General features: G+C 51.9%; 20 protein-coding genes, 2 tRNA genes and 1 pseudogene. 17 read left to right on the top strand and 6 right to left on the bottom strand.

Annotated features, from left to right (window positions below; translation table 11 throughout):
- The first annotated feature begins 286 nt into the window (after positions 1-286).
- On the top strand, positions 287-610 hold the full coding sequence (locus tag PGRAT_RS23305) for a DUF5665 domain-containing protein (protein ID WP_036706103.1): 324 nt from the start codon (positions 287-289) through the stop codon (positions 608-610).
- A gap of 35 nt (positions 611-645) precedes the next feature.
- Here the strand turns inward: PGRAT_RS23305 and PGRAT_RS23300 are convergent, their stop codons facing one another.
- Positions 646-1,377 carry a TraR/DksA C4-type zinc finger protein gene (locus PGRAT_RS23300; RefSeq protein WP_025707717.1) on the bottom strand — a complete coding sequence of 244 codons (732 nt, stop codon included), beginning with the start codon at positions 1,375-1,377 and terminating at the stop codon, positions 646-648.
- A gap of 243 nt (positions 1,378-1,620) precedes the next feature.
- Between PGRAT_RS23300 and lspA the strand changes: the two genes are divergently transcribed.
- The 14 genes and pseudogenes from lspA to PGRAT_RS23235 all read left to right on the top strand — a co-directional run bounded on the left by lspA (position 1,621) and on the right by PGRAT_RS23235 (position 16,518).
- The gene (lspA, locus tag PGRAT_RS23295) at positions 1,621-2,124 is read left to right on the top strand and encodes a signal peptidase II (protein ID WP_025707718.1); all 504 of its coding nucleotides are present in this window, start codon (positions 1,621-1,623) and stop codon (positions 2,122-2,124) included.
- Positions 2,117-3,091 carry an RluA family pseudouridine synthase gene (locus PGRAT_RS23290; RefSeq protein ID WP_025707719.1) on the top strand — a complete coding sequence of 325 codons (975 nt, stop codon included), beginning with the start codon at positions 2,117-2,119 and terminating at the stop codon, positions 3,089-3,091. The genes lspA and PGRAT_RS23290 overlap by 8 nt, the downstream gene beginning before the upstream one ends.
- Positions 3,092-3,256: 165 nt before the next feature.
- Entirely contained in the window at positions 3,257-4,510 is a 1,254-nt protein-coding gene (locus tag PGRAT_RS23285) for an LL-diaminopimelate aminotransferase (protein WP_025707720.1), read from the top strand.
- A 430-nt stretch (positions 4,511-4,940) separates the two neighbouring features.
- Entirely contained in the window at positions 4,941-5,519 is a 579-nt protein-coding gene (gene pyrR / locus PGRAT_RS23280; protein WP_025707721.1) for a bifunctional pyr operon transcriptional regulator/uracil phosphoribosyltransferase PyrR, read from the top strand.
- Positions 5,520-5,521: 2 nt separating this feature from the next.
- A complete protein-coding gene (locus PGRAT_RS23275) occupies positions 5,522-6,430 on the top strand; it encodes an aspartate carbamoyltransferase catalytic subunit (RefSeq protein WP_025707722.1) in 909 nt (302 codons plus the stop codon).
- A 102-nt stretch (positions 6,431-6,532) separates the two neighbouring features.
- On the top strand, positions 6,533-7,813 hold the full coding sequence (locus PGRAT_RS23270) for a dihydroorotase (protein ID WP_025707723.1): 1,281 nt from the start codon (positions 6,533-6,535) through the stop codon (positions 7,811-7,813).
- Between the two features lie 131 nt (positions 7,814-7,944).
- Positions 7,945-9,123: a glutamine-hydrolyzing carbamoyl-phosphate synthase small subunit gene (gene carA, locus PGRAT_RS23265; protein WP_025707724.1), complete on the top strand. Its 1,179-nt coding sequence runs from the start codon at positions 7,945-7,947 to the stop codon at positions 9,121-9,123.
- 1 nt (position 9,124) lies between these two features.
- Positions 9,125-12,346, top strand: a complete 3,222-nt coding sequence (carB, locus tag PGRAT_RS23260; RefSeq protein WP_025707725.1) for a carbamoyl-phosphate synthase large subunit — start codon at positions 9,125-9,127, stop codon at positions 12,344-12,346.
- A 179-nt stretch (positions 12,347-12,525) separates the two neighbouring features.
- On the top strand, positions 12,526-13,305 hold the full coding sequence (gene pyrF / locus PGRAT_RS23255) for an orotidine-5'-phosphate decarboxylase (protein ID WP_042268292.1): 780 nt from the start codon (positions 12,526-12,528) through the stop codon (positions 13,303-13,305).
- Positions 13,302-13,949 (top strand): orotate phosphoribosyltransferase, encoded by a 648-nt coding sequence (gene pyrE, locus PGRAT_RS23250; protein WP_025706509.1) that lies wholly within the window; start codon positions 13,302-13,304, stop codon positions 13,947-13,949. Before pyrF ends, pyrE begins: the two co-directional genes overlap by 4 nt.
- 343 nt (positions 13,950-14,292) lie before the next feature.
- A pseudogene (locus tag PGRAT_RS34980) lies at positions 14,293-15,848 on the top strand (IS1182 family transposase).
- Between the two features lie 226 nt (positions 15,849-16,074).
- A complete protein-coding gene (locus PGRAT_RS33780; protein WP_019909365.1) occupies positions 16,075-16,239 on the top strand; it encodes a hypothetical protein in 165 nt (54 codons plus the stop codon).
- An 82-nt stretch (positions 16,240-16,321) separates the two neighbouring features.
- Positions 16,322-16,398: transfer RNA gene (locus PGRAT_RS23240), tRNA-Met, on the top strand.
- A gap of 46 nt (positions 16,399-16,444) precedes the next feature.
- Positions 16,445-16,518, top strand: a tRNA-Ile gene (locus PGRAT_RS23235).
- A 148-nt stretch (positions 16,519-16,666) separates the two neighbouring features.
- On the opposite strand, the gene PGRAT_RS23230 is transcribed toward PGRAT_RS23235, so the two are convergent.
- Positions 16,667-17,056: a hypothetical protein gene (locus PGRAT_RS23230; protein WP_025704815.1), complete on the bottom strand. Its 390-nt coding sequence runs from the start codon at positions 17,054-17,056 to the stop codon at positions 16,667-16,669.
- A gap of 296 nt (positions 17,057-17,352) precedes the next feature.
- Here PGRAT_RS23230 and PGRAT_RS23225 point away from each other — a divergent pair, with 296 nt between their 5' ends.
- Positions 17,353-17,532 (top strand): hypothetical protein, encoded by a 180-nt coding sequence (locus PGRAT_RS23225; protein ID WP_025704816.1) that lies wholly within the window; start codon positions 17,353-17,355, stop codon positions 17,530-17,532.
- Positions 17,533-17,640: 108 nt separating this feature from the next.
- Here the strand turns inward: PGRAT_RS23225 and PGRAT_RS33475 are convergent, their stop codons facing one another.
- The 3 genes from PGRAT_RS33475 to PGRAT_RS32620 form a co-directional block, all read right to left on the bottom strand.
- On the bottom strand, positions 17,641-17,802 hold the full coding sequence (locus PGRAT_RS33475) for a hypothetical protein (protein ID WP_155990357.1): 162 nt from the start codon (positions 17,800-17,802) through the stop codon (positions 17,641-17,643).
- An 81-nt stretch (positions 17,803-17,883) separates the two neighbouring features.
- Complete coding sequence (locus PGRAT_RS23220) at positions 17,884-18,426, bottom strand: ImmA/IrrE family metallo-endopeptidase (RefSeq protein WP_025704817.1); 543 nt, start codon at positions 18,424-18,426, stop codon at positions 17,884-17,886.
- Positions 18,427-18,539: 113 nt separating this feature from the next.
- Entirely contained in the window at positions 18,540-18,716 is a 177-nt protein-coding gene (locus PGRAT_RS32620) for a YjfB family protein (protein ID WP_081758711.1), read from the bottom strand.
- A gap of 729 nt (positions 18,717-19,445) precedes the next feature.
- Here PGRAT_RS32620 and PGRAT_RS23210 point away from each other — a divergent pair.
- Complete coding sequence (locus PGRAT_RS23210; RefSeq protein ID WP_420329500.1) at positions 19,446-19,658, top strand: hypothetical protein; 213 nt, start codon at positions 19,446-19,448, stop codon at positions 19,656-19,658.
- 47 nt (positions 19,659-19,705) lie between these two features.
- Here PGRAT_RS23210 and PGRAT_RS23205 read toward each other — a convergent pair whose 3' ends face one another.
- Positions 19,706-20,146 (bottom strand): NucA/NucB deoxyribonuclease domain-containing protein, encoded by a 441-nt coding sequence (locus tag PGRAT_RS23205; RefSeq protein ID WP_025704820.1) that lies wholly within the window; start codon positions 20,144-20,146, stop codon positions 19,706-19,708.
- Positions 20,147-20,165: the final 19 nt, after the last annotated feature.

The following is a 20,165-nucleotide window of genomic DNA, read 5'->3' as shown; positions in this document are numbered from 1 at the left end:
GACCGGGCTCGTTTACTTTGTGGACCTTAAGTGACGCTAGGGAGGAGTCAACGCTATGGAGGGACGGCAAGAGGACAAGCACCGCTTCGGTAAAACAGGGAGAATCTCCATCAGAACATCCGGGTCGGGCAGCAGCACGCAGAAAGGCATAAGCAGTCAGGTGGACAGCAGCACTCCAAAACAGCACCATTCGCCGCGTCAGATCGAGCAGGCGGCAACCATGCATCAGCGTTCTGTGCACGTGAACGCATATGGTCCGGACAATCCTTCTCCGGATCTCCACGGCATTAGCGGTGATCCTGCTGATATTCCGCCGGAAGAAAAGCTGAATGCCGTCTACCGGCTGACAACCGGGCTGGTCCAGCAGATGGAGAAAGCGCGGATCGCCGAGTATACGCAGCTCCTGAACTCACCCTGGCGTCTGGTTTGGCTGAATGTACTGTCGGGAACGGCGCGGGGATTGGGGATTGCGCTGGGCTTTACTTTTTTTGCCGCAACGATCATTTATGTGCTTCAGGTTCTTGGGGCGCTCAATCTGCCGATCATCGGCGATTACATTGCTGACATTGTGCGGATTGTACAGCATCAACTGGAGCTGAAGACCTTTTAAAATAACCCCTAAATTTAAAAAAGAGCAGCCTCAGGCTACTCCCTTTCTTTTTTACTCAGCGGATCGAGAAGATAGCTTCCTTCCCCGCTGTCCATGTAGTGGCGGTAGCTTGATCCCTTGATGACCATCGTATGGTTCCCGGCGATGTCTGTAGCGATAAAGTTCTCCCAAGGCTCCACGAAGCCTTCGGTTTCGTCAGCTTCAATCTCCATATCATTATAAGAAGAAATGTCATTGCCCTCGGCCATGGCCGGTGAATTGGAGCTGCCCCAGCTCTCAACAATCTGCCAGGCGTCTTCACCGTCGAACCGGTTCTGTTCCTCGCGTTCATCCAGACTGGTGCGTCCAAACGGCGGGTACAAAAATTCCTCTTCTGCAGGCCTTGTAAAAGGCGAGCTTTGGCGGGGGTTGTGCTCTTTGCAGAAGCGGGTAAGCGGTACGGCATTCAAGCGCTCCAGAGGTATGGGTTCGCCGCAGACTGCACAGATCCCGTAGGTTCCTTCATCCATGGCAGCTAAGGCTGCAGCAATGTCATCCAGTTCATGCTCGTCACGCTCCAGCAATGAAATATCCATGGACCGGTGATACAGCTCCGTGGCGGCATCGCCGGGGTGGTTGTCAATCTCCGTCAGATCTCCAGTCATATCACGCATGGAGTCCTGCAGCCCGTAGTGGGCGTTGTTTTTCAATCTATGTTCAATATCTTCCCGCTGCTGAATAACCGCAGCCCGCAGCTTGGCAAGCTGCTCTGCCGGCAGATGGCTCATAGGGGTAGCTCCTTTCGTATTACATTCTTAAGCATCGTTCGATTGCGACATGTCCCGGATGCTTATTGGATAGGTTGACCGGAGAGCAAGCTTTTTAGCGATGGCAAATACTCCCCGGTCTGGGGAGTTAAGCCCTGTCCTTGCAATAGACGGCTTCTTGAGGCCTGTGCTACAATATACAAGTCTTTATACAGTATTCGTACCGCCTGCAGCGGGAAAAATAAGAACGGAGTGACAACTTCTGTGGTGTACTATCTGATTGCGCTTATCGTATTTTTGGTGGACCAGGGTACCAAGTATTTGATTGCTACCCGGCTGGAGCTCGGCGAGCAGATTCCGGTCATTAAGGATTTTTTCATTATCACCTCCCACCGCAATCAAGGAGCCGCTTTTGGTATTCTTCAGGGACAGCAGTGGTTCTTTGTCGTGGTCACGGTTATAGTTGTGGCGGGCATCGTCTGGTATCTGAACAAGGCCAGAGCAACCCGCAAGCTGCTGCCCACTGCACTGGCATTAGTGCTCGGCGGAGCTGTAGGCAACTTTCTGGACAGGCTTTTGAACGGTGAGGTTGTTGACTTCCTGATGTTCAATTTCGGCAGCTACACTTTTCCGATCTTTAATGTGGCGGATTCCTGCATTGTGATCGGAGTGGTACTGATTATTCTGGATACGCTGCTTGATATGAAGAGCGGAGAAGAAATCAACGAGGTTAAGGAAACCAAGGAAGTCAAGGAAGGGAATGAATGAGTTGAATAAGGACGTCAATCAGCAGGTGCCCTCCGGTGCCGCGGAAGAAGAAAGGGACGTCACGGAATGGACTGTTGCCGGGGAGAATGCCCGGGAGCGGATCGATAAATACATTACGGAGTCTTGGGAAGATGAGATTTCACGCTCCCAGGTACAGCTGTGGATCAGCGGAGGTCATGTAACCGTAAATGGCGCTCCGGTGAAAGCCAACTATAAACTGGCCGAAGGCGATTTGGTTGCAGTTACTGTACCGGAAGCTGAGGTGACAGACCTGATTGCGGAGGATATTCCGCTCGAAGTGGTCTATGAGGACAGCGATGTTATTGTTGTAAATAAACCGCGTGGGATGGTGGTTCATCCGGCAGCCGGGCATCCCTCCGGCACACTGGTCAATGCGCTGATGTATCATTGCAAGGACCTGTCCGGCATTAACGGCGAGATTCGTCCGGGGATTGTGCACCGTATCGATAAAGACACCTCTGGACTGATTATGGCCGCCAAAAATGACGCCAGCCATGCTTCGCTCGCAGCCCAGCTCAAAGAGCATAGTGTAACCCGCCGCTACATCGCTGTAGTACACGGTAATCTGTCCCATGACCAAGGTACGGTAGATGCGCCTATTGGCCGTGATCCGCATGACCGCAAGCTCTATACCGTAACCGAAAAGAACAGCAAACGGTCTGTGACCCATTTTACCGTGCTGGAACGTTTTGGGGATTGCACTCTGCTGGAGCTGCAGCTTGAGACCGGACGCACGCACCAGATTCGTGTGCATATGAAGTTTATCGGTCATCCGCTGGTCGGAGATCCCATCTACGGGCGCAGCAAAGGGACGACTATGAACGGACAGGCTCTGCATGCCGCTGTGCTGGGATTTGTGCATCCCTCCACCGGTGAATATATGGAGTATAGTGCGCCCATTCCGGCCGATATGGAAGAAGTGCTGTTTGCTCTGCGGAGCAGATAAGTACAAATCAAGTGATTATAAATCCATGGTTTTGAAGGCGGCTTTGCGGCATATTTAGAACATATACAAATTGAACTTGAGATATTAAGAATAAGAGGGAAAATGCAAAAATCATAAGTTCAGTTGATGTAGGAATAAAAAAAGCCAGGAGATGAGACAAAGATTATGAGCATTGAACAATATCAGGAGACTTTCATTCAGACTAATTTTGCGGACCGCATCGGCGGTGCGAATTATGGCAAAGATACAGCCATCTACAAATTTGAGAAAATCAAACGCGCCAAAGCATCGGCGAAACAGGATTTTCCGAATATTGAGCTGATTGATATGGGCGTTGGCGAACCCGATGAAATGGCGGACGAAGGTATTGTTGCCAAGCTCGCGGTAGAAGCCGCCAAAGAAGAAAACCGTGGATATTCCGACAACGGGATTCCGGAGTTCAAAGCCGCAGCCGCAGCTTACCTGAAGGAAGTTTTTAGAGTAGACGGCATTGATCCTGTAACTGAAGTGGTACACTCCATTGGTTCGAAGCCTGCGCTGGCGATGCTGCCATCCTGCTTCATTAACCCGGGAGACATTACCATTATGACAGTTCCGGGTTATCCGGTGCTGGGCACACACACCAAATATCTGGGTGGACAAGTGTTCACTGTAGAGCTTAAGAAAGAAAACAACTTCCTGCCTGACCTGAATTCCATTCCGGAAGAGGTTGCCCGCAAAGCGAAGCTGATCTACCTGAACTATCCGAACAACCCGACAGGCGCAAGCGCAACTCCTGAATTTTTCAGTGAAGTGGTAGCCTGGGCGAAGAAATATGATGTAGTCGTCATTCACGATGCTCCATACGCTGCCTTAACTTATGACGGTATGAAGCCGCTCAGCTTCCTGTCCGTACCAGGTGCGAAGGATGTCGGCGTAGAGCTGCACTCCCTGTCCAAGTCCTACAACATGACCGGCTGGAGAATCGGTTTCGTAGCCGGTAACCCATTGGTAGTCAAGGCATTCAGCGATGTGAAGGACAACAATGATTCCGGTCAATTCATCGCCATTCAAAAGGCAGCGGCTTATGGCCTGGAGCATCCTGAAATCACCGAAGCAATTGCCGCCAAGTATTCCCGCCGCCACAACATGCTGGTAGATGCGCTGAACAGTCTGGGCTTCTCTGCTGAGAAACCCAAAGGCTCATTTTTCCTTTATGTGGCTGCTCCAAAAGGTATCAAGGGCGGACGCCGTTTTGAATCCGGCGAAGATTTCTCGCAGTTCCTGATCCGCGAGAAGCTGATCTCCACCGTGCCTTGGGATGATGCCGGCCCGTTCGTGCGCTTCTCTGTAACCTTCATCGCCAAAGGCGAAGAAGAAGAGAAACGGGTAATCTCGGAGATTCAAAGACGCCTTAGCGATGTTGAATTTGAATTTTAATTTAGTTTAGATGTGGTTTTATTGAGGCTGCCGCGGAGAAACCTGCGGCGGCTTTTTTGGATAGTTGCTAATGAGTGAATTACTGCTTAGACAGCGGCCGGAAGTCCAAACTTTCCCCGGAGTTACGCCTTTCACCATAACAACAGTTTTTTTTTGTTCCATCCTCATTTGACACACGCCATAACATCTGTCATAATTCTCGTAGTTGAATATGCGCCTTTAATTCAGTCCCGTGAGGCTGGCAAGGTAACGTGAATCGAGGTTCGCGACATTGAGAGAGGAATCCGTATGTCTACGGAGGTTCTTTTTATGCGCGCGGGCACGCCATCTTTTTGAATCTGCGGATTTCACTCCTTGCCTGCTTCGGGCAAGGAGTTTTTTGTTTTCCGGGAACTTGAACAGGCGGTCAAGCAGGAGGATGGCAGGGATGATGGTTACTGACAAAAATGTGATTATGGACGAAACGGCAATCCGCCGGGCGCTGTCGCGCATTGCCCATGAGATTTTGGAGAAAAACAAAGGTATTGAGAATTGCCTGCTGGTGGGCATCCGCACACGGGGAGTGTATCTGGCGCAGCGGATTGCGGAACGCATCAAGGAGATTGAAGGAGTCGATATTCCATACGGCGAGCTGGACATCACGCATTACCGCGATGACCGTGAAGGCGGCGGCGACCGCGAAGCCATGGACCGCACGGTGGTGAACAGCAATCTTACTCTGCCTGCCGGTTCCACAGGTATTAAGGACAAGAAAGTGATCCTGTTCGATGATGTGCTGTACACCGGCCGCACGATCCGCGCCGCCATGGACGCGCTGATGGATTGCGGACGCCCGCGGATGATCCAGCTTGCTGTACTAGCAGACCGCGGGCACCGTGAGCTTCCAATCCGGCCGGACTATATCGGCAAAAACGTACCTACCTCCAGACATGAGCAGATCGAAGTGGCGCTGACTGAGTTCGACGGCAAGGATGAGGTTTACATTATTTCCAACCGGGAGGAACGATGACAATGATGACAGCAACCAAGGTGAAGGAACGCAGTCTGCTGGGGATAAAGGAGCTGGACCGGACGGAGATCCTGCAGCTTTTGAACAGAACGGCCTACTGGGACAATCAAGCCGAGAAGCTGACACCGGTGCTGAGATCGCATTTTGTAGCCAACATGTTTTTTGAGAACAGCACACGGACCCGGTTCTCCTTCGAAATGGCCGAGAAGCGCCTGGGTGTTCAAGTACTGAACTTTACGGCTGCGGCTTCCAGTGTAGAAAAAGGCGAATCGATCTACGACACCGTGCGTACGCTGGAGTCGATGGGGATCGACGCCGGAGTTGTGCGTTTGAAGCCTGCCGGGGTGCTGCAGCAGCTGGCGGAGAAGGTATCCATCCCGCTGATCAATGCGGGGGACGGCAATAACGAGCATCCGACACAGGCGCTGCTGGACCTGTACACCATGAGTAAAAATTTTGGCGAGCTGAAGGGCCTCAAAGTGTCGATTATCGGGGATATTATGCATAGCCGGGTGGCCCGCTCGAACCTCTGGGGGCTGACGAAGATGGGCGCCAAGGTTCAGTTCTGCGCTCCCGATAATATGAAAGCTCCCGAGCTTGCCGAGTTCGCGCCTTATGTAACTATGGAGGAAGCGCTGAAAGCTGATGTGGTCATGATGCTGCGTGTGCAGCTGGAGCGCCATGCCTCGGGCATCCTGCAGTCAGCGGAAGAATACCGCAAGCAGTTCGGACTTACGGAAGAACGTGCCGCAAAACTGGACAAGAGCACCATTATCATGCACCCTGCACCGGTGAACCGGAATGTCGAAATTGATGATGCTGTGGTGGAAAGCGACAAATCGCGGATTTTTCCTCAGATGGCTAACGGCGTACCTGTGCGCATGGCAGTAATTGAAAGAGCGATTCACTAAAAACCTGACACAATCCCTTTAATAATTATACACAAAGATGAATTTTTATTATATAATAACTACAGATCTCGCGGCCGAACGCCTGCGGGTAAAAGGAGAATCATAACCGTGATCATCAAGAACGCCAGTGTACTGAATGGGGAAGGCGTGCTAGAGCGCAAACATATCGTAGTGCAGGATGGAGTTATCTCAGCGATCAAGAATGATAACGAGGCTGTGGATGAAGCCGGGGAAATCATTGAAGCGGAAGGCAAGCTGCTGATTCCGGGGCTGATCGATATGCATGTGCATCTGCGTGAGCCCGGTTTTGAGCATAAGGAAACCATAGAAACTGGGGCACGTTCAGCAGCAAAAGGCGGATTCACTACAATCGCCTGCATGCCGAATACCCGTCCTGTAACGGACAGTCCGGAAATTGTACAGTTCGTGAAGGATAAAGCCGCTGAAGCCGGACTGGTGAAGGTGCTGCCGTATGCAGCAATTACGAAGAATGAGCTTGGACGCGAGCTGACTGATTTTGCCGCCTTGAAAGAGGCTGGAGCGATTGGCTTCACGGATGACGGTGTGGGTGTACAGAGCGCCCAGATGATGAAGGATGCGATGAAGATCGCGGCAGGCCTGGATATGCCCGTTATTGCCCACTGTGAAGACAACTCGCTGGTTGAGGGCTGCGCGGTAGCCGAAGGCACTTTTGCCGCCAAGCACGGATTGAAGGGGATTCCGAATGAATCGGAGGCTATTCATGTCGGACGTGATATTCTGCTCGCTGAAGCAACCGGGGTACACTACCATGTCTGCCATGTCAGCACAGAGCAATCGGTACGGCTCATCCGCCAGGCTAAGGAAATCGGCATCAAAGTGACCGCGGAGGTATGCCCGCATCATCTGCTGCTCTCAGAAGAAGACATTCCGGGGCTGGACGCCAATTGGAAAATGAACCCGCCGCTGCGCTCGCGCCGTGATGTGGAGGCCTGCATCGCCGGTCTGCTCGATGGAACGATCGACATCATCGTCACGGACCATGCACCGCACAGTGAAGAGGAGAAGGCCAAAGGCATGCAGCTTGCGCCTTTCGGCATCGTGGGCTTCGAGACAGCGTTCCCGCTGCTGTATACCGCTTTTGTCGCTGCCGGCAAATGGGACCTGTCGTTTTTGGTACAGCGCATGACGGCTGATCCGGCCCGGGTATTCCGGCTGAATACAGGCAGCCTCAAGGTTGGCGCTCCAGCGGACCTGACACTGATTGATCTTACAGAAGAAAAGGAAGTAGAACCCGCTTCGTTTGCCAGCAAAGGTCGCAATACACCTTTTGGCGGATGGAAGCTTAAAGGCTGGCCGGTCAAGACATGGGTAAACGGCACAGCTGTATGGACTGAAGAATAACGGACGGGTAGGGCGAAGCTGCCGGCTGTATGGGGGCAGGTTGACATACGGCGGCATTTTCGCGCGCTTGCTCCGAAAATCCAGGCAAGACATAAGAACCAGACTACAGAAACAAGAAGGAGTGGAAGGAAATGCAGGCGAGATTGCTGCTTCAGGACGGAACGCTGTTCACTGGCACCGCATTTGGTGCGGAAGGCGAGAAGACGGGCGAGGTTGTTTTCAACACAGGGATTACAGGTTATCAGGAGGTGCTGTCGGACCCTTCCTACTGCGGCCAGATCGTGACTATGACTTACCCCCTGATCGGAAACTACGGCATCACCCGCGATGATTTCGAATCTGTGCGTCCATTCGTGCACGGCTTTGTCGTGCGCCGCCATGAGGCGGTGCCCAGCAACTGGCGCGCCGAATACAGCGTAGACGACTTGCTGAAGGAATATGGCATCCCCGGAATCAGCGAAATCGATACCCGGATGCTCACCCGCATTATCCGCCATTACGGCACCATGAAGGCGATCCTTACCACCTCCAATAAGCGTGTGGAAGAGCTCATGGAAATGATGGGGGATACGACCATTGAAGAGCTGCGCAACCAGGTGGCCCGTACCTCAACCACAGCAACCTATAACAGCCCTGGCACTAAGGAACGGATCGTGCTTGTCGATTATGGTGCCAAAACCGGCATCCTGCGTGAACTGAACAACCGCGGCTGCGATGTGGTTGTTGTGCCGCATGATGTGACCGCAGATGAGATCCGCCGCCTGAATCCCGACGGCATTCAGCTCTCCAACGGTCCTGGGGACCCGAAGGATGTGCCTTACGCCGTGAAGACGATCTCTGAGCTGCTCGGCGAATATCCGATCTTCGGCATCTGCCTGGGGCATCAGCTGTTCGCACTGGCTTGCGGTGCGGATACGGAGAAGCTTAAATTCGGCCACCGCGGCGGCAACCATCCGGTAAAAGAACTCGAAAGCGGACGCTGCTTCATCACCTCCCAGAACCATGGTTACACGGTTAACGAGGAGTCTGTGCTGAAGACCGACCTTGAAGTGACGCATATCAACAACAATGATAAGACCGTTGAAGGACTGAAACATTCCCGTTACCCTGCATTTTCGGTGCAATACCATCCGGAAGCGGCGCCGGGACCGCATGACAGCAGCTATTTGTTCGACCGTTTCCTGCAGATGATTGCCGATCACAAGGCCAAGACACCGGCAGGCTCGCGCCAGGCGCAGCTTGCGGCCAACGCCAGAATCACGGCACCAACTATTACACCGCAGCGTGAAGCCGTGAAAGGAGCCCTATAACATGCCAAAGAACGATAAACTTAAAAAAATCCTCGTCATCGGCTCCGGCCCGATCGTCATCGGCCAGGCAGCCGAGTTCGACTATGCCGGAACCCAGGCCTGCCAGGCGCTGAAAGAAGAAGGCGTGGAGGTTGTGCTGATCAACAGCAATCCGGCCACCATTATGACTGACACGAATATGGCCGACAAGGTCTACATCGAGCCGATTACCCTTGAATTTGTGACCGCGATTATCCGCCAGGAGCGTCCTGATGGATTGCTGCCGACGCTGGGCGGACAGACCGGACTGAATATGGCTGTGGAACTGGCCCGCGCAGGCGTATTGGAGCAGGAAAACGTGAAGCTGCTGGGTACACAGCTGGAATCCATTGAAAAGGCGGAGGACCGTGATTTATTCCGCGAACTGATGCGCGAGCTGGAGCAGCCGGTACCGGAGAGCACAATCATCACCAGTGTGGAGGAAGCCATGGGCTTCGCAGCTGGAATCGGCTACCCGCTGATTGTCCGTCCTGCTTACACGCTGGGTGGAACCGGCGGCGGGATTTGCGACAACGAGGAAGAGCTGCGGGAAACCGTCAAGGCGGGTATCCGCTACAGCCCGATCGGCCAATGTCTGGTAGAGAAAAGCATCGCCGGCATGAAGGAAGTTGAATATGAGGTGATGCGCGACGCGAACGACAACTGTATCGTGGTCTGCAACATGGAGAACTTTGACCCCGTTGGCGTACACACAGGCGACAGTATTGTCGTAGCGCCAAGCCAGACCTTGTCGGACCGTGAATACCAGATGCTGCGCAGCGCTTCCTTGAAGATCATCCGTGCGCTGAACATCGAAGGCGGCTGCAATGTGCAGTTTGCGCTTGATCCGCAGAGCTACCAGTATTATGTGATTGAAGTGAATCCGCGTGTCAGCCGCTCCTCGGCGCTGGCGTCGAAGGCGACCGGTTATCCAATTGCCAAGATGGCAGCCAAAATCGCCCTGGGCTATACGCTGGATGAAATCGTCAACCCGGTTACCGGCCAGACGTATGCCTGCTTCGAGCCGACACTGGACTATATCGTCAGCAAGATCCCGCGCTGGCCCTTCGACAAGTTCATCTACGCCAACCGCAAGCTGGGCACGCAGATGAAAGCAACCGGTGAGGTCATGGCGATTGGCCGTACCTTCGAAGAGTCGATTCACAAGGCGATCCGTTCCCTGGAAATCGGCATCCACCGCTTCAGGCTTCCTGGTGCAGAACAGCTGGAAGACAGTGTGCTGCGCACAAGACTTAACAAAGCGGATGATGAGCGCCTGTTCCTGATTGCTGAAGCTTTCCGCCGTGGTTATGGCCTGCAGGAGATTCAGGATATTACAAATGTAGACTGGTGGTTCCTCTCGAAGATCGAAGGTCTGGTGAATTTTGAAGAGGTGATCCGCAGCGAAGAAACGCTGTCGCCGGAAACACTCTATCAAGCGAAGCGTAAAGGGTTTACCGACCGTGCGATTGCCGAGATCCGTGCAGAGGGACGTCCTGGCCTTGCGCAGACAAAGGAATCCGATGTTCGCGTAATGCGTCTGCAGCAAGGGCTGGTTCCGGTATTCAAAATGGTGGATACCTGCGCCGCTGAATTCGAAGCCTCTACGCCATACTATTACTCGACTTACGAGACAGAGAATGAGGTTATTCATTCCGATAAGCAAAAAGTGATCGTGCTGGGCTCCGGTCCGATCCGTATCGGCCAGGGTATCGAATTCGACTATTCTACGGTTCATGCAGTTTGGGCGATTCAAAAAGCCGGTTATGAAGCTGTAATTATCAATAACAATCCAGAGACCGTCTCTACGGATTTCAATACCTCGGACCGGCTGTATTTTGAGCCGCTGTTCTTCGAGGATGTTATGAACGTTATTGCTCAGGAAAATCCGATTGGCGTCATCGTCCAGTTCGGCGGACAGACGGCGATCAACCTGGCTGCACCGCTGGCTGCGGCCGGCGTGAATATTCTGGGCACCAGCCTGGATAGCATCGATGAAGCTGAGGACCGCAAGAAATTCGAAGCACTGCTGGCTCGTCTCGATATCGCCCAACCGAAGGGCAAGACGGTTATCAATATCGATGAAGCGGTAGAAACTGCACAATCGCTCGGTTATCCGGTTCTGGTTCGTCCTTCCTATGTGCTGGGCGGCCGTGCTATGGAGATCGTCTACAATGATACAGAACTGCTGAGCTACATGGCTGAAGCGGTGAAGGTCAATCCGGAGCATCCGGTGCTGATTGACCGTTATATGCTGGGCAAAGAGGTGGAAGTAGATGCTATCTGCGACGGTGAGACCGTGGTCATCCCGGGCATTATGGAGCATGTAGAGCGCGCAGGGGTTCACTCCGGCGACTCCATCGCCGTATATCCTCCGCAATATCTGGATGAAGGTTTGAAGCAGAAGATTGCCGATATCACCATCAAGATTGCCAAAGAACTGAAAACGATCGGGCTGGTAAATATCCAGTTTGTCATTTATCAAAATGAAGTATATGTCATCGAGGTCAACCCGCGCTCTTCGCGTACGGTTCCTTTCCTCAGCAAGGTGACCGGCATTCCAATGGCCCATCTGGCCACCAAAACCATTCTCGGCGGCAAGCTGAAAGAAGATGGTTATACAGAAGGTCTGTGGCCGGAGAGTGACTATGTATCAGTCAAAGTACCGGTGTTCTCTTTTGCCAAGCTGCGCAGAGTAGAGCCTACACTCGGACCGGAAATGAAATCTACCGGTGAGGTGATGGGCCGCGACAAACTGTATGCCAAAGCCCTCTATAAAGGGCTGATTGGAGCAGGTATGAAAATTCCGGCGACCGGGGCCATCATCGTTACGGTAGCGGACAAAGACAAGGCTGAAGCCGTAGAGCTGATGAAGGGCTTCCATGCCATGGGCTACAAAATCATTGCCACCGGCGGTACCGCACATGCGCTTGAACAAGCGGGCCTGAACGTGATGAACGTTAATAAGCTGGATGAGGGAGAGCCGACCATCCTCGATCTGATTCGCGGCGGTCAAGCCAACTTCGTCTTCAATACCCTGACCAAAGGCAAAACACCGGAGCGCGACGGCTTCCGCATCCGCCGCGAAGCGGTAGAGAACGGTGTCGTATGTATGACCTCTCTCGATACGGTGACCGCGCTGCTGAGAATGCTGCAGACGATCAACTTCTCGTCACAGTCGATGCCTGCTTTTGTCGGACAATAATTGAAAGATGAACAAGGCAGCCTTTTGGGGCGGCACCACTGGGACGGTTTGCGTTAGCGCAGACCGTTCCGCTGCGCCCGGGGATAAATTCCTTGGCCGGCACATCCTTGTTCGAGAAAGTACATGCGGTGCCGCATGGCAAGGAGCGCTAGACGATGACAAAGGGAGAGGATCAGCAAATGGAGCAGAATATCACACAGCATGGGCATGAGACTGTCGGACAAGTTGAGAAGCGGGACCAAATGGCGGGACGGCTGATGGTTGCCCTCGATGTTCCGGATGTAGAGAAGGCGGGACTATTGATGGGGCAGCTGGAAGGCATTCCATGCTATATGAAAGTGGGCATGCAGCTGTTTTATGCGGCGGGTCCGGACTTCATCAGAGAGCTGAAGGCACGCGGCTATTCTGTCTTTCTGGATGTCAAAATGCATGATATCCCGAACACCGTGCGGGGCGGGGCAGAGAGCCTGACCAAGCTTGGAGTGGATATGTTCAACGTGCATGCGGCCGGGGGAACGGCAATGATGGCTGCTGCGCTCGAAGGTGCGGCGAAGGCGGTCAGTCTGCATCCATCGCTGCATATTCCGCTGATTATCGCAGTCACACAGCTTACAAGCACTACCCAGGAGATGATGAACGGTGAGATCGGCATTGCCGGGACCGTAACGGACACAGTTGTGCGTTATGCCAAGCTTGCGGCTGGGGCGGGTCTGCACGGTGTGGTAGCCTCTCCGCAGGAAGCTGCGGTTATCGCCGCAACCTGCGGGCCGGAGTTCCGCACAGTGACACCGGGAATCCGTCCTGCCGGGGCTTCCCTGGATGACCAGTCCCGTGTGATGACACCTGGACAAGCAATCCGTCAGGGCAGCCACTTCCTGGTCGTCGGACGCCCGATTACAGCGGCGGCGGACCCGCGCCAAGCCGCACTAACCATTATTGAGGAGATGACCCAAGCATGAGCCCATTATTGAATAAAAGTGAACAAATTGCCCGTTACCTGTTGAAGATCGGTGCGGTAGCCCTGCGCCCGCAGGACCCTTTTACCTGGACCTCCGGCATTAAATCCCCCATCTACTGTGATAACCGTCTGACCTTGTCCTTCCCGGAAGTCCGGGGCTACATCGCCGACGCCTTTGTTGAAACCATCGCCAGCACCTACCCGGATGCCGAAGTTATTGCAGGCACAGCTACTGCGGGCATTCCGCATGCTGCTTGGGTAGCAGACAAGCTGAATCTGCCGATGGCATACATCCGTGACAAAGCCAAAGGCCACGGCAAGCAAAACCAGATCGAAGGGCTAATCAACCCTGGCCAAAAGGTCGTCGTAATCGAGGACCTGATCTCCACTGGCGGCAGCTCCATTAAGGCCGCTCAGGCCGTTCAGGAAGCGGGGGGCATTCCGCTGGTCGTGCTGGCTATTTTTAGCTATGAGCTGGACCGCGCCACTGAAGCGTTCGCGGCAGCAGGGGTGCCGCTGCAGACCCTCTCCAACTACACCACTTTAATTGATGTGGCCCTGGCCCAGGGAACCATCGCCGACACGGATGTGGAGCTGCTGCAATCCTGGCGTAAAGATCCGGCTTCGTTTGGTGTGCAGAAGTAGGAACCTAAGGTAGAAATATAAGCATACGAAGGGGCTGTCCCAAAAGCCATGAAATGGCGCTTGGGATAGCCCTCTGTTTTTAAGTAGGATCAACGTGAGTACTTGGGTGGACGCTGCGCGAACAGACCGTTGTTCCAATCGCTGTGCTCTCCAGATTTTTTTTATTCCCCTTAGCGGTGAAAATCCGGAGACCAAGGCGAACGCTTCCGCTTTTCCACAATCAGTCCGTCCTCTCCGCTGTTTAAGCGGGAAAAGTTTCTAAATTCTTCTCTTAAATCACAAAAGAAATCGCCCTTTTGGTAAAATGGAAGTACCACCAACCATCTCAAAAGGAGCGATTTCTTTGTACATTCAATATACCATGGACCAACTTTACCTGCCAATGGATTTAGAAGAAGATATTCCAGAAAACCACCTCGTTCGTGTCGTGAATGCCGCTATAAATCGGCTAGACGACGCCATCTTTGACGCGGCTTACCCCGGCGGCGGCCGCGACAGCTATCACCCTAAGATGCTCACCAAAGTCATTATCTACGCTTACGCCCAGCGAATGTATTCCTCTCGTCAAATCGCCAAAGCAGTACGGGAGAACATTCCCTTTATGTGGATCGCCGGACGGCAACGCCCCAACTTTCGCACGCTGAATCGCTTCCGTTCCTAGCGAATGAGGAATGTCCTTGAAACGGTATTTACAGCCGTGCTTCAGTTTCTGGCTGACGAAAAATACGTGTCTCTGGAGCATTACTTTGTGGATGGTACCAAGATCGAGGCCAATGCCAATCGCTACACCTTTGTTTGGGGGAAAGCCGTTAGTAAACATAAGTCCAAGCTGCAAGAAAAGGTACATACATTGTTTGCCGACATTGAGGCTGCGGAGGAACAAGAAGAACAGGAACACCGCGGCCAAGACCTGAGCGAACTAGGTGAGCCCACCGAGATGAGTAGTGAGAAACTTGAACAAATGACCCAGGAGCTAGAGTCGCAACTGCTGGACAAGCCTAAGGACAAACCACTGAAAAAAGCCGTTCGGCAGCTCCGCAAGGATCTGCTGCCCAGACTGCTGAAATATGAGCAATACCAAACCCTGCTCGGGGACCGAAACAGCTTCAGTAAGACGGACCCGGATGCCACCTTCATGCGGATGAAGGAAGATCACATGCGAAATGGTCAACTCAAACCGGGCTACAATGTACAGATTGGGACCGAAAACCAGTTTATTTGGCCTACAGTCTACACCAAAGACCCACCGATACCCGCTGTTTGCAGCCACATTTGGAAAAAGCAAGACAGATCCTGGGGAAGCTTCCGAGGGCGGTGATTGCGGATGCAGGCTACGGCAGTGAAGAGAACTATGCGTATTTGGAAAACGAACACGTGAAGGCCGTGGTCAAATACGGGAGCTACCACAAAGAAAAGAGCAAAGCCTGGAAAGAGAGTATCGGAAAGATTGAGAACTGGACGTACGAAGCCGGGGATACATGGACATGCCCAGCCGGACAAACGTTGCATTTCCGCAAAGAAAGCAAGGAAACGTTGGAGAGCGGATATAAAATCAGAAAACGTCATTACCGTAGCCCAAGTTGCGCTGGTTGCCTACTGAAGGAACGTTGTACAAAAACGACGGGAAATCGGGAAGTGGTCGTCAGTTTGGAACGGCTGCGGTACCAAAGTCAGGCTCGGGAGATTCTACGGAGTGAAGAAGGTTACGATTTGGCCGTGCGCCGGATGACAGAACCGGAGAGTGTGTTTGGACAACTGAAGAACAACCGGGGCTTCCGGCGATTTCTGCTTCGAGGGATGGAAAAAGTGACCCTCGAAGTCGGGTGGCTTTCCCTCGCCCATAATCTGCTAAAGCAAGCAGCCAATGACCAAGAACGCAGAGCAGCGATTCTCCAGTAACGGGAGAATCGCTGCTCTGCTCACTTTTTGTGGTTTTAAGAATGAAGAGAACTGTCCCCCTTCATAGAAAATCTACTTTTGGGACAGCCCCTTTTCTGTCTGAAGCAAACCCACACAGAATTTGGCAGCCCCTCTTCCCGGTCCGGCCCAAGGTTTTCTTCTGAAACGGGGTATAATAACTTCACAGCGGAAAGACATCACTTGGTGAAAAGGAGAAGAGGGGACGATGAATTGGATATACTTTGCGAAGCTGTTCAGGACAAGATTTCAAGCAGGCTGCCTGGCCAAAAGGCTGGAACAGGACGGCTGGATCTACGGCTACCATGACCCGCGTTTTGTGGAAATATACCGTTCGCGCAAGGGCCGGTATGGGGTTCGTTTCCTTCCCTGACTCATTAATCAAAATCATCCTTGACTTTTGACCCGGATATAATGTATATTATCTATTGTCGCTGTTTGAATATGATTACTGACGCGGGGTGGAGCAGCCCGGTAGCTCGTCGGGCTCATAACCCGAAGGCCGCAGGTTCAAATCCTGCCCCCGCAACCAATTTTATTTTCTCAGACAGCCATTGTATATACGGAATCCTAGATCCGGGCCCTTAGCTCAGTTGGTTAGAGCGGTCGGCTCATAACCGATTGGTCACAGGTTCGAGTCCTGTAGGGCCCACTTCACTAAACCCCTTGCCTAGCAAGGGGTTTTTACTATTATGTAGGCTGTAAAGGAATAGAAGCGGGAGGTTTACATAAGCTGTTTTAGGTTTCCTTTTGAAGCGGGGCACATTCTTCAAGGAGCTTGGTCGGGATAATCCTCATTGTTATATTTCTATTCCAATCTCCAGCAGCTGCAGTCTTACAGGCATCACCTGTTTGAGATGATCCAGTTCCACACGGAGGCTGTCATCAAGCTTATCGGTTTCGAGTACTAGTTCTGGCTGCTGCGATAAGGTTTGCAAGAGCTCAAGAAGAATAACAAGTCCCTTTTCACCGAAATTTCTAACCCGTCTCAGTTCTCCAATCGTGGCATTCTGCACTTTATCAATAGAAGAATAGTTGTTTTCGTTCAGGGAGTTGAGGATTCTGGATATGCTCTTGTCATAGGGGGCAGGAGCGGCAAGACGCAGGAAATAAATTGGGAATGGGTAAAACGCTTTAGCTACCGGAATATAAAAGAGCAGAGGGATATCGTGCGGCAGGGTTATTTTCAAATACTGTCACCTCCTTGTCTAGTTGCTTGCGGTATATATAATTACATTAAATACATGATAAATTCTTGATTATGTAAAAAATACTCAGGTTTTTGCGATTATAGTATTATTTACACGGATTTAAACAAACAAAAACATTTTTGTGTTATAAAATATGACGAACTATTGACAGAGGGAAAGATAGCTTGTTTATGGTTCAAGTTCGACTGGGGAATAACAGGTACCGTGTTAAGCAGCGAGGGGATTGTGTGGACGCATGGGATATTCTGAATTATAGAGTGATAAGGGGGGAGAATATGACTGAGCAAGATGAGAAAATCCGGGAGCTGGAGCGCCGCATTACTGTATTGGAGAACTACCCGAAACCTCCGCATTCCGGCGGTAAAACCTGGGTGTGGACTATGCTTGGAATTGTATTGGCATTATTTCTTGTAATGACCGCTGTCGGTGTTATTCAATTTGTAAGTGCAGGCTGATGCTGGGCCGTCTCAATCAACAGAAATCATATCTATGGGCCCTGCCGGATAACGGCAGGGTCACCTTTGGGTTCTCCGGCTAGATTGTATTGCTTAGTAGTTAAGACATCAATCATCTTGCGGCTCCTGCAATAGGATGGAGAAGGTCTGGGTTTCATGGTCTACTTCAATGGCTTCGATGCCGACAAAATCCGGAATTTCGGGGTGTACTGCGTCCACGCTGTAATCCGGGTGGGTCAATAATAGCTGGATAACTTGGATGGCTTCCATACTGCTCCCCCTTACGGGTTAATTTTGCCTTTTAGTCTGGAGGCTCGCTCTGCATGATGTGTATTATTATCTCCGCTGCATTTACCGAATATGTCTGTGGATTAATTTTCTGTCCTCGTTCCGCTCCATAACGGCTATCAGCTGTCCCTGGAACATCCGGCGCTGAATCTGATCAATCCGCTGCAGAGCCAGCTCGCAAGGGACCTGAAAAGCTGCAGCAAGCTTCAGAATCGCATCTTCCCGCAGCTCAGGCAGTGCCATCTTCGAGATCATGGAGTAAGGCATGGCCGCATACAGAATAAACCGCTCTGATTCATCCTTCTCTGCTTGCGTGAATTGCTCAGGCATCAGTGTGTGGCTGCCGGCATGACGGAGCAGGTGGCAAAGCTCATGCAGGAATTCCAGGCGCTGCAGTTCCTCAGGTAGCCGGTTATCGATGAACATGCTGTACATGCCGGCAGAGGCCTCAATCCCTTTACTCCTGACATCCAGGTAATGAACCCAGATATTCAGTCGCTCGGCAATATATGCAATCGATATTTGTGCCGGCTCCATGATCTCCAGCCGTTCATACAGATCCTCCGTCCACTTCTCAAGAGCAGTCATTTGATAATAAGAATGCATGTGATTCACCTCAAATATAAGATCGTATGTTCGTATTTATGGTCAAAAGAAAAGCCCGAAGGGCTTAGTGGGTTCTGCGAACCTGTGTTCTTATGTATCTAAGCATAAAGCAATCAAACCTTAATATCAAGTGTTTTTCCTAAGTTTGGGTCTAAGCTCTGTGCAAGCATTTGTGTAATATTCTGACCCTGGATTTCAGCCTGATTCTTGGCAATGCTGAGCACCTGAAAGCCCACAGCCTGTTTCAGACTGCTCTGGTTCATCGATACAGATAGAGCGGCAATGTCCATTTTCGCACCTCCTAAACAAAGTTAGTGAGCGTAATGCCCTGAGTTCCGTAAAACCTGCTTCGAAAAAAAGCTTAGGTTCTATGGCTCCCCTTAGTATATCGACTGTACGGGCACAATTGATTAGGTGAATGGTATTTCTTTGCCAATTGGCCCATACGGCATGTTTGCTTTCTACATATTCTGTGCTGTAGTCAATATTTATTAGGAGGAATGAATGGTGGGAGCAGATTATGGTTGCGGTTGTGGCAATAATGTTGGTGGAGTGAATCAAGGACCTCCAGTAGTGCCGGTTTGCAGTCCTTTTACTTCGACAGGTGCGATTCTGGTATTGTTCATTTTGCTGGTTATTATCACTAAAGCCTGTATATTCTAAACATTCGCTCAGCGAGTGCTGCCCTGTCTGGCGGTTGCCGGATAGGGCTATTTCTTTTTCCTGCGGACAGAAGGTCCGATCTGGCGTTTGATTTTACCTGTGGCCTCATCCGTTTCAACAATATATAGTTCCTTGACCGTTCCTGAAAGCGCGAACCACTCTTTTAAGGCCTCCTCTTCAGACATAGGGCCATACAGTTTTTTTCCCCGATAACAGATATAGAACACTCTGGCTCTCCGCGTGTGGAATAATATCCCACCTATTTTACGCCTTTTATCTGTATTGTTGCATAAGGAACATTTGTTCGCATATAATACATACAAATGTTCCTGTTTCTCTAAGGGGAGGGATTTCATGTGAGCACAAAGGATATGGAAAAGCTGCTCGGACAGGTGATCGAGATCATTTACGAGGATAAAGCCGGTAACATCACTCAGCGGAGAATAGAGGTGCTTGGCCTCAAAGGCGGGCTGCTCCGGGCTGGTTGTCTGGCCACAGGCAGCCCGCGGATGTTCCGGGTAGAACGGATACTGGCCTGGCAGCCGGTCAAAGGAAGGCGTGCCGGGTGATACAGCGCCAAGCTGCTGCGGATTCATTCAGGAACCATTATCCTCCGTTATTTGAACATGAATTCTACCCGGGTACCGTCGGGCAGTCCCTCCAGTTGGTTGCCAACCCAGCTTCCGGCACCACGGTTGTCGCTAGGCGTTATGTATTCAATGTCGGCCCCGCTGCCGCCTTCCTCGCACATGGCCATCGGCCATTCGTCACGGTCATAGCCTTTTTTGGTGGGAACCCCCTTCAGAGATTCCTTGCGGTTTTCGTCTGCTTCCTGCCGGTCAATAGTGCAGATACTAGACTCTCCGCTGCGGATGGCTTCCTGAATGTGCCGGGCTGTCTCCGGGAACCGTTCACTCGGGAACCTCAACTGGACTACGTCTGTCTCTTCTGCAGCCGGCTGGCTGCCAGGCAGATTGCCGTTCTGTTCGAACCAGTAAGCGGCAATGAGGAGCAGCACTGTGATGATGAGACTTGGGATGAATTTCTTGGACTTCACTTTGCTGCCTCCTAAAATT

This window comes from Paenibacillus graminis, from assembly GCF_000758705.1.
Lineage (GTDB): Bacteria > Bacillota > Bacilli > Paenibacillales > Paenibacillaceae > Paenibacillus_AQ > Paenibacillus_AQ graminis.
The sequence above is the reverse complement of the archived record's forward strand: the minus strand, read 5'-3'. Positions and strand labels throughout refer to the sequence as shown.